At 70.1% G+C, this 10,752-nt stretch carries 5 protein-coding genes; 3 read left to right on the top strand and 2 right to left on the bottom strand.

Annotated elements, in window-relative coordinates; genetic code table 11:
* Positions 1-65: 65 nt before the first annotated feature.
* Both QSK10_RS15765 and QSK10_RS15760 read right to left on the bottom strand, forming a co-directional pair.
* Positions 66-608 carry a dihydrofolate reductase family protein gene (locus QSK10_RS15765; protein ID WP_285663566.1) on the bottom strand — a complete coding sequence of 181 codons (543 nt, stop codon included), beginning with the start codon at positions 606-608 and terminating at the stop codon, positions 66-68.
* Positions 609-619: 11 nt separating this feature from the next.
* On the bottom strand, positions 620-1,654 hold the full coding sequence (locus QSK10_RS15760; protein ID WP_285663565.1) for a questin oxidase family protein: 1,035 nt from the start codon (positions 1,652-1,654) through the stop codon (positions 620-622).
* A gap of 108 nt (positions 1,655-1,762) precedes the next feature.
* On the opposite strand from QSK10_RS15760, the gene QSK10_RS15755 reads away from it, so the two are divergent.
* The 3 genes from QSK10_RS15755 (at position 1,763) to QSK10_RS15745 (ending at position 10,718) form a co-directional block, all read left to right on the top strand.
* A complete protein-coding gene (locus QSK10_RS15755) occupies positions 1,763-4,351 on the top strand; it encodes an ATP-binding protein (RefSeq protein ID WP_285663564.1) in 2,589 nt (862 codons plus the stop codon).
* 308 nt (positions 4,352-4,659) lie between these two features.
* Positions 4,660-6,156, top strand: a complete 1,497-nt coding sequence (locus QSK10_RS15750; RefSeq protein ID WP_285663563.1) for an FG-GAP and VCBS repeat-containing protein — start codon at positions 4,660-4,662, stop codon at positions 6,154-6,156.
* A 56-nt stretch (positions 6,157-6,212) separates the two neighbouring features.
* Complete coding sequence (locus tag QSK10_RS15745) at positions 6,213-10,718, top strand: LamG-like jellyroll fold domain-containing protein (RefSeq protein ID WP_285663562.1); 4,506 nt, start codon at positions 6,213-6,215, stop codon at positions 10,716-10,718.
* The last annotated feature ends 34 nt before the right edge of the window (positions 10,719-10,752 follow it).

Raw genomic sequence — 10,752 nt, 5'->3', positions numbered from 1 at the left:
GTCGGTGCATGTCGCCGGCCACCGTGTGCGGCGATGCGGCTCGCCGCACACGGGGAGGTCCCGGCTCAGTCGCGGCGGCCGAGGGTCAGCACGGTGACCCCGGTGCGGGTCAGCCGCGTGTCGCGGGCCTCGAAGCGGGTGAGCGGAAAGCCCTCGGGGAACAACCGCTGCCCCTTCCCTGCCACGACGGGGTGCAGCAGCAGGGTGAGCTCGTCGACGAGACCAGCGGTGATCAGCGACCGCAGCAGCGAGCCTCCACCCTGGACGATGAGCTCACCGTCCCCGCCGTGCCGCAGCTCGCCGATCCGCTCGGCGAGAGGCCCGGTGACGGGGATCGAATTGGCCCACTCCAGCGGCTCGGTACCCGAGGTGAAGACGTACTTGTCGACGCCGTTGATGAAGTCGGCGAAGGGGTCGTCGGTCTGCCCGGGCCAGTACCCGGCCCACATGTCGTAGACGCCACGGCCCATCACGACAGCGTCGGCGCGTGCGGTGGTGGCGGCGAGCAGTTCGGCGAGGTCGGCGTCGAAGTGGTCGAAGGTCCACAGCTCGGGGGACTCGGTGACGGCGTCGAGGGAGATGAACGGGTAGGCGGTGACCTTGCGCATGGGTGGTCCTCTCAGGTGCGCGGGATCAGGCGGGTGATGTGGGCGGCGGCGGCCAGCGCGGCCGCGTCGCCGGTCCTGGTGTGGACCTCCACCGCGGTGTCGGTGAACTTGATGACGTGCTCGTCGCCGTGCCAGATGGCCTCGGCGAGCGCGTCCTCGGGGGCGGTGTGAGCCGTGGGTGGCGGGGGTTGGGGTGTGTGCGCGTAGGCGGAGTGGACGGCGGCTGCGGCCTCCCAGACGGCGGTGAGGCTGGGCGCCCACAGCTCCGGCGGCAGTGCGGGGAGGCTGTGGAGGACGGCGTTGGGCGCGGTGGCGGTGTGGACGAGCAGGACGGGTGAGGCGTGGCCGTGGGCGAGGTAGCGGGTGGTCATGGTGTGGACGAGGTCGGCCAGGACGCCGGGAATCTGGTCGTGGTCACTGGGGACGGCCAGGCGTCCGGCGGCCTGTGTCCAGTCCGGGGAGTCGCCCAGGCGGGTGAGGCGCTCGGCGAGGCGGCCGGGCTCGCTTCCGCGCAAGGGCAGGCCGTCGACGGCCTCGGCGGGGGCCAGCGCCCGGCGTGAGGGTGTCCCCTGTGGCGGGTTGTGTGCGTGCGCGGCCCAGAAGGCCAGGGCGGCGGCGAGTTCGGTGAGGCTGTCGGTGTGGTCGGATCCGGCGAGCAGGGTCCGCACGACGTGCCCGGTGCGGATGACACCGTGGGTGGCTCCGGCGGCGATGCCGGGCAGCAGGAGCGGCCACCATGCGGCCAGGACCTCGCGCCATGGCGCCTCGGTGAGGCACTGGGTGTAGAAGTCGGTCCAGTCGGTGACGCGGCGGGGGTCGCCGATCGCCTCGGCCCAGTTGCCGGAGTGGATGCGGGTGTGACGTGCGGGGGTGTCGTCGAGCCGGGTGAGGTAGCCGGTCACCCATTCCTCGACGGCGTCGGCGCGTCCCCTGCGGACCAGGACCTCGGCGGCCATGGGGCCGTGGTTGGTGAGGCGGTTCTCGCCCCATTCGGGTCCGGTGCGCGCGAAGCGCCGGTAGGCCTCGGCGAGTGATCCTCCGCTCATGGCTCCTCCTCGTGTCGTGAGGAGATCCTGCGGGGAGGAGGCGCCGGCGGGCATCGGTGGCGGCCACTCACCCGCCACTCAATGGCGCCGCCGATGCACCATGGTGGCGTGCCGAACTCCCCGGTTTCTCCCCGTGAGGAAGAGGTGCTGGTCCTGCTGGGCGAGCACCTGACGAACGCGCAGATCGCGCGCCGCCTGCACCTGTCGGTGCGGACGGTGGAGAACCACGTGTCGGCGCTGCTGCGCAAGACGGGCGTGCCCGGACGCCGGGAGCTGGCGCGGGTCGCCGCCGGACGCGCGGTGGCCACCGTCCCGTCCGGCCCGCCGACGCCCCGCACGTCCTTCGTGGGCCGTGCGGTGGAGCTGGATCTCCTCGCCCCCTTGCTGACCGGCGGCGGCCTGGTCACGCTGGCCGGTCCCGGGGGCGTGGGCAAGACCCGGCTGGCGGCCGCGGCGGCGTCCTCGGTGGCGATCGGCGCGGTCTGGGTGGATCTGGTGCCGGTGCGGGAGGGTTTCGCCGCGCAGGCGGTGGCGGCGGCGCTGGGTGCGGCCGAGACTCCGCAGCTGCCGCTTCGCGAGGCGATCGCCGCCCGGCTGGGCGCGCGCAGGCTCCTGCTGGTCCTGGACAACTGCGAGCACCTGCTGGATGAGGCCGCGTCACTGGCCGAGCTGGTCCTGGACGCCGGGCCGGCCGCGACGGTCCTGGCCACCAGCCGGGAGCGACTGGGCGTGGCGGGCGAGCGCGTCGTCCACGTCGCGCCACTCCCCCTCGGCTCCGATGCCGAGGCCCTGTTCTCAGCGCGTGCCCCGGGGCTGGCGGGTGACCTGGCGCTGGTGGCCAGGGTGTGCTCACGGCTGGACGGGCTTCCCCTTGCCATCGAGCTGGCCGCCGCCCGTGGTGATTCCCTCGGCGCGGTGGGCCTGCTGGCCGCACTCGACGACCCGCTGCGCCTGCTGTCCGGGGCACGTGGTGGGCAGGCCCGGCACCGCTCGCTGCGGGAGGTCATCGCCTGGAGCCACGACCTCCTCGCGCCCGCCGAACAGGTCCTCCTGGCGCGCCTGAGCGTCTTCGCCGGGCCCTTCGACCTGACAGCGGTCGCGGCGGTCTGCGAGGAAGCGCCCGCGACCGTCGCCGACCTGCTGGGACGCCTGGCCGACCAGAGCCTCATCACCGCCCAGCCCGGCACCGGCCGCTGGCGGCTGCTGGAGGCCGTCCGCGCCTTCGCCGCCGAGCGCCTCGACGCCCGCGCGGAGGCCGCCGACGTGCGGACGCGGCACGTGTCCTGGGCACGCGAGGCCGCCATCGGGCTGAGCGCCTTCGCCCCCGGCTGGCGGGAGGTCTTCGACGCGCTCGCCGCCGACCTGCGCGAGGCCGCCCGCGGCGACCACGGCACGGTCCGGGCCCTGGCGCGGCTGACCTTCGCCCGCCGCTTCCTGCGGGAGTCCTTCGAGCACTACCTGACCGCCGCGCGCCTGGCACCGTCCCCAATGGAGGCGCACACCGACCTGATGGACGCCGCCGAGGCCGTGTTCTCCTTCGGGCACGCCGAGGCCTCCTACCGGCTGTTGCTGGACGCCGCCGCTGCCGCACGCGACGCGGGCGCCGGCAACGCCGAGGCCGCCGCGCTCGCCGCCGCCGTCACCACCGCGGGGCGACTGCCGTCCGGCTTCACCGAGGAGATCCCCTACACCGAGATGCGCGCGATGCTCACCCGCGCACGCTCCCTCGCCGACCCGGGCGACCCGCTGGTCACCGCCCGCCTGGCCGCCGCCACCACCTGGACGCAGGGCCCCGCCCGCCTGACCGCCGATGCCGCCACCGCGTCCACAGCCCATGAGGCGGCCCTGGCCACCGGCGACCCGATCCTGATCAGCGCCGCCCTCGACGCCCTGAGCAGCGTCGCCGCACACCACGGCGACCTCGCCGAAGCCGACCGCCTCGCCCGCCGGCGCCTGGCCCTGCTCCCGACCATCGACCGCACCCGCCCGGCCTCGGCGGCCGAGATCCTCGACATCCACCTCACCGCCACCCAGTCCGCCCTGGCCACCGGCGACCTGCCCGCCGCCCGCCGCAACACCGAGCTGATCCTCGACGACGACCTCCTCAAAAACCACCCCTACCGCGCCACCAGCCGCCACGTCGCCGTCCTGGTCCTCCAGGGCGAGCTGGACGAAGCGGTCGCGCTGGCCCCGGGCCTCCTCGACGGCTGGCGGCGCAGCGGAAGCCCGGCCGCGGCCTGGATGTCCCCGGGCGCCTCCTGCCTCGTGCTGGCCCACGCCCTCCTCGGCGACGAGGCCTCGGCCGCCGCCTGGCGCCGCGTCGCCCAGACCGCAGGAGGTCACGGCAGCCCCGGCTACGCCCGCAACGCCGCCGCCTTCGCCACCTTCGTCGACGCCCGCCTCGCCCTCCACACCACAACCGCACACGACCTCACCCCCGCATCCGGCAGATACGCCGACTACGCCAACGCCGCACTCGCCGAGCTCGCGGTGTCCACCGGCGACCCGCGCGTCCCGGAGCTACTGGCGCTGGCGGAGGAGTCGGCGCCGCGAAACGCGTGGGCGGCGGCGACCGTCCTGCGTGCTCGCGCGCGCCTGTCGGGCGATTACGCGCGGGCGGTGGCGGCGTGGGATGGGCTCGGTGCGCGGTTTGAGGCGGGGTACACGCGGGAGCTGGAGAGCCGAGCAACGCGGTGACGCGTGGTCGTCGACAGCGGGCCACGACTCGTGGACGTGGCTCCGGCCATTGTGACTGGGACGGGCCACTCACCGGCCGCGACCTGATCCTCGGAAAGCTGGCGCCCTCCTGATGTCCACGCCCTCTTGTTCCGTGAGCGGTCGTATCTCTCATCCCTGAAACCGCAGATGATCCGCCTCATACCGACGAGTTCCGACAGCACACTGTGGATCACGAATTGGTAACGATCGATCACGATGATTGAGTTGATCTCCCGGACTCAATAGCTTGAGCCTCGCCCGCTTTACCTTGTGCCCGAGGAGTGCCCATGCATCGCATGTGTGCCGTTTTGCTGTCCTTTGGGGCCGCAGTTGTCATCGGTGGTGCTCCGCCATCGGCGTCTGCGGCGTCTGAAGGCTGTATTCCAGGTGGTTCGACCGACTTCAACGGGGACGGGACCGTCGATGTGGCGGTCGCCGATCCCGGGGCGACCGTCAACGGAGTGGTGAACTCCGGTCGGGTGCACGTTCTTTCTGGCGGACAGGAGGGCACGGTCAGCCTGCCGCTCACGCCTCCTGGCGGGGCGGTCCGCTTCGGCACCGCGCTGGCCACCACGGATGTCAACCTCGATGGGTGCGACGATCTGCTGGTTGGCGCGCCGGACGAGGCTGTGACCGTCGGTGGTGCCACCGTCGACAAGGCCGGGGCGATCTACCTTTATTTCGGCGCCCAGGACGGGCTCGGCACGCCGATGAGGATCACCCAGGGAACCACTCTCGGAGGCAGTGCGCCCGAGGCCGGGGACAACTTCGGCGCGAGCCTCGCCGCTGGTACGACCGCGTCAGGTGTTCCGTTCGTGCTCGCCGGCGCACCCGGTGAGTCGGTTGGGAGCCTGAGCGCCGCCGGATCGGTCTTCTACCTCTACAACGGCGCGTGGACCGAGCTCACCGAGGATTCCCCGACGGTCGAGGGCTTCGCCGAGGCAGGCGACCGGTGGGGCAGCGTGCTGGCGGCCACCTCGCTGCACTTCGCCGTAGGCGACCCGCTGGAGGACATCTCCCAGTTCGTCGATTCGGGAAACGTCGACGTCTTCCGTCACGCTTCGGCTTCGAACGGCGCGATCTCCGTCGGGTTCCTCAACCAGGAGATGCCCGGGCAGTCCGGGTACGGGGAAAGTGGTGACCACTTCGGGGCGAGTCTGGCGATGACGGTCTTCACCGACGGAACCAGGCTCAAGTCCCTGCTGGCCATCGGTGTACCGGGTGAGGCCATGGAGTCGAACAGCCAGCCCGATGCCGGTCGCGTCGTGGCCACCGTGACGATCTCCGACGCCGTCGATACCACCGAGCTCCTGGAGATCCACCAGGATGTCGCCGACGTCGACGGTGCCTCCGAGACCGGAGACGCCTTCGGTTCGGCTCTCGCCATCGTCAACCGGGCCGCGACCGGTGTGGTACCGGCCTGGAGCGATCTGCTGCTCGCGGTGGGGATTCCAGGCGAGGAAGGCGGCCTGACCGATCAGGGCGGAATCCAGGTGTTCTCGCTGGTAGGCGGGGCTGGCGAACATGATCGCTGGGTGGATCCAGCCATCGTCGCCAACACCGGCTGGACGCCCAAGGCCGGCGCGCGCATGGGTGCGTACCTGTCCGCCTCATCTTCGCACCTGTTCATCGGGGATCCCGCCGGGAACACCCCGGCGCTCTGGGCCGTGCCTTGGAGCGTGGTGACCGGGCAGTCCACGACGGACCCGATCTACGCCATCCGGCCGGGTCTCAACGGCGTCCCGCCCACCGGGACCGGCACGTTCGGGGCGGCGGCGGTATGAGCGCCGAGTCGCACAAGGGCAGTTCTTTAACGACCGGTCCTCGACGGGGAGTCGCGATGACACGCACACGATTGGCCACCGGAATCACCGCAGCCCTCATCAGTGGTCTTCTCACCATTCCGTTGACCGCCTCCGATGCCGCGGCCGCCTGCCCGTCGGGACTGTGGGGGCAGGACGAGGCACTGGCCGAGGCGGCGGCCTGCGCCGGCGACGTCGAGGTCCTGTCGCTCAAGGGTGAGACCGCGCAGGTCTGGGCTCGGCCGGACGGTCAGCTCGCAGCTCGCGCCTCGATGTACCCCGAGCGCGTCCAGAATGAGAGCGGGGCATGGGTCCCTAGCGATGCGACCCTCGCCGTGGGACCACACGGTGAGATCACTCCCGCTGCCGCATCCGTCGACATGTGGTTTCCCACGGCCGGGGCCTCGCCGACCGTCGTCGCGCGTATGGGCGAGACCGAACTGACCGTCACCCTCGATGGCGTTACCGCCGCTCTCCCCCAGCCCGTGCTCTCGGGGAATGTCGCGACCTACCCGGAGATCTCCCCGGGAATCGACCTCCAGTTGACCGCCGAGGTCACCGGCTTCTCTCATGTGCTCGTCGTCAAGACCCCGGCGGCGGCCGAGAGCCCGCTGGCCAGGGATGCGTCCTTCACCGTGGCGGTCGAAAACGGCGAACTCCGCGAGGGCGAGGCCGAAACACTCGAGGTGGTCGATCCCACCACCGGCACAGTGCTGCTGTCAACCGGTACGGCCACGGTCTGGGACTCCAGTGTCGCCGTACCGGCCGCCGGGTCAGGCGCGCGAGGAGCGGCCACCGGTGGGGCGGTGCCCGCGCCGAGGCACGTGACGATGGATGTGAGCATGCGCGGGACAAAGGTGAGCGTCCATCCCGACACCGCGTTCCTGACCGACCCTGCGACGACGTTTCCGGTCTACATCGACCCGCCCTGGAGCGAGTCGGATTCGGCCTACGCGATCCTCACCGACCAGCGCGGGTCGTATTACAACTCACCGCACCCACCGTCGAACAAGAATGAGGGATACCTCAAGGTCGGTTACACCACCGAGGACTACGTGTTCCGGTCGCGCAGCCTGCTCAAGTTCCCGCTCGACATGAAGACCCTCGCCGGCACGAAGATCACCGCCGCGAGGCTCCAGCTGACCCAGGGCTGGTCGTGGAAGCCCGGGTCCGGTGACTGCGACGGCGGCAGTGGTGTCGGGCTCTACCGGGTTCCCGCCTTCAACAAGAACGTCACATGGTCCACCTCGTGGAACTCCGGTGGCGGCGGGTGGGGTGACAAACTGTCCAGCAACTACCAGCAGCGGCGCTGGAACAGCGCCTCCTGCTCTGCCGCTCAGGTCGAGTGGGACGCCGTCGGTGGTGTGCGTGACGCGGTCTCGGCCGGAGAGTCCTCCATATACCTCGGGCTCCGGGCGAACAATGAGGGAGACATCACCGAGTGGCGCAAGTACCGCACAGACGCCACCCTCTATGTCACCTACAACACCTATCCGGCGATCGACTCCGGTGGCGTCCGGGTGGACGGCAAGGAGTGCGCCACCGGTGCCACCAGGCCGTCGGTCTCCGACGCGACAAGGGGTGACGGGCGCGGCCCGAAAATCGAGGCCGTGGTCCAAGACCGGGACGTGGCAGCCGACGGAAACGCGCTCAAGACCCGCATGTGGTGGAAGAAGGACAGTGACGCCTCCTTCCCCCCGGGCGTTCAACGCGATCAGGGCGGTCTCGGTGACGGCACGACCGCGGTGATGTACACCGACGAGCTCGACGAGGGCGTCTACGCCGTGAAACTCGACGTCACCGACGGGAAGTTGGACAGCAGGAAGCAGATCACATGTGAGTTCGTCGTGGACCTCACCGCCCCGGGTGCCACCACGATCGCCTCGAGCGACTATCCGCCGTTCAGCACGAAACCCGAGGGCGAAGGGGGAATCGGGGTCACGGGGTCTTTCACTCTCACCTCGACCGACACCGATGTCGTCGCGTACGAGGTGTGCTTGAACGAGGGGGGCTGCGACGTCACCGTCCCGGCCGGTGGCACCGTGCGGGTCACCCCCACGCAGGCGGGCAAGAACATCCTCATCGTGCGAGCCGTCGACAAAGCCGGGAACACTCCGGAGGCCGCCTCGGAGTACGAGTTCGGTGTGGGCGCCAAGGAGGTTCCGGCCGTCGGGTCCTGGACGTGGCAGAGGCTCAATGGTGGGGCCGTCCTCAACGAGGTGACCGGTGGTGTAGTGCTTCAGCCGTACGGCAGCCCCAGCTCCCCTGCCGGACACCTGCGCGTCGATGCCGCCGCAGGGACCTCGGCGACGGCCGGATACTTCGCGCCGAACGACAAGGTGATCGACACGGCCAGAAGCTTCACGATCTCAGCGTGGGCGAAGCCCGACAATCTCATCGGGCACCAGACGGTGCTGTCGGTGGCCGCGGTCAACCGCCCGGGGGTGTACCTGAAGTACAACCCGGATTTCCAGCGCTGGACGTTCGACTGCCCGGACGCCGACGTCGCCTCACCCGCCTGGTTCACCGTCAAGTCCATCAACCAGCCGGTTGTCGACAGATGGACCCACCTGGTCGGGGTTTTCGACGAGGGCTCGAAACAGATGAGCCTCTATGTGGACGGTGTGCTTCAGGGCACCACGGCCAGAACCAAGGCGTACACCTCTCCGGGCCCGATGTGGGTCGGGCAGGCGGCGGGTACCGCCGGCGGTGGGAGTGTCTGGTCGCCCTTCACCGGCGCGCTGGATGACGTCCAGGTGTGGAACCGGGTAGTGACCAAGGACGAGATCGGTCTCAGAGCGACGCAGACCGAGCGGACTGGACGATGGACCCTCGACATGGGATCGGGTACGGACACGGGAGGCTACAACTCGGCCCTCACCCTGGGAACCGGAGTGTCGACATCCTCCGACAAGACCGGGCTGAACCTCGCCGGAACCGGATGCGCCGAGGCCGCGCGGCCGGTGCTGTGGACCAGCAGGTCCTTCTCCGCAGCGGCCTGGGTGCGACTGAGCGACAAGACCGCCGACCGAACCGTTCTCTCTCAGGCCGGTGCGAACAGGACCGCGTTCGCGCTCGAATACAACGCCACCGCCGACCGATGGCGGTTCTCAATGAGTTCGGCCGACAGCACCACCTCGGCCGTCACGGTCGTGGACTCCGCGGCGAGCCCGCTCATCAACAAGTGGATGCACCTGACGATCACCTTCGACGCGGTGACCGGCCGCATGAGCCTCTACGTCAATGGCGGTGCTGCCGCCACCGCGACCCACACCGGTATCTGGAACGGACCCGGAGTGTTCCGGATCGGCTGTGGTGGGCCGGCGCCGGGCAGGTACTGGCGTGGCGACATTGACGATGTGTCGACCTTCGCCGGTGTCCTGTCGACCGGCGACGTCAAATCACGGGTCGACACCGTGGATCGCGTGATGGCCGAGGCCAAGCGCAAGCCCGAGACGCTTCCCCAGCGTCCACGCGATGACCGAATGCTCACCCTGGAGTTCAGTGAGGGCGGCAATGCCGTGATCCGTGCGCTCGGGTACGACAAGTACAGCGGGAGCTGGAACGAGTCCGCCCTGTGGATGTCGTCGGATTCCGACCACTACGCCCGGACCACCAGCATGCGGACGGGGTACCTCAACGGTGACGGCATTCTGGACGCGGTCATCCTCCACGAGGCCCACACCTATGAGATGCGGCCCGGATGGACCCATTCGGTCATCAGCTCCCGGACGGTGACAATGACGGTCCTCATCGGGCGTGCCTCCGGCTTCAGTCCCCAGGGGCGTCCGACGCTCTTGGAGACGACGACCGGTACAACGGAGAATCCGACCGCACCGGCCGGTGTGTGGAACCCGGCCATCACGCGCCTGGGCATAGGTGACATCGACACCGATGGCGACGGCGACCTGATCGCCACGTCCGACATCTGCTCGGGTGGACCGAGGATCTTCCTGAACGCGGGGAAGACGTTCGCGGCGCCGGTCACCGCTCCTGCGAGTTCGATCGACTGGTGTGTGCGGGGGGCCGCGCAGCCGCAGGTCACCGACCTCAACGGTGACGGTGCCGCCGAATTCGCCGTACTGGCCACCGCCGGATTCGGGGTCGGAGCCCGGTTCGGGGTCCACCTTGGTCTCGGAAACGGTGGCCTCGTCGCACCGTCGGCAGCGGCGTGGTCCTCCACCAGCGCGGGATGGAATGCGGTGAATCTGCAGACCGTCTCCGGTGACCTCACCGGAGACTCCGCCCCCGACGTGGCCGTACTCCGGAAGAACACCACCACCGGAAACTGGACCTTCGATGTCTTCGCGACGGTGAAGGGAACGACCGGGGTGTCGAATCCGGTCACGAGGCTGTCGACCGCCACACCGAACAGGTTCGACTTCGCGACGCCGACGCTCCTCGATGGTGACGGGGACGGGGACCTGGACCTCGTCATCCGTTACGCCGACGGCACGGTCACGCAGGCCTGGCTCTACAAGAACACCGGTGGCGCCTTCGGTGGAGAGAGTCTGCTCTGGACCCGTGAGGTCCCCGTGACGTAGCTGGCCGGCGGCGTGCCCGGCACCGCCAACTCGT

The organism is Actinorhabdospora filicis (genome assembly GCF_030269765.1).
GTDB classification, from domain to species: Bacteria; Actinomycetota; Actinomycetes; order Mycobacteriales; family Micromonosporaceae; genus Actinorhabdospora; species Actinorhabdospora filicis.
This window is presented reverse-complemented; position numbering and strand designations above follow the sequence as displayed.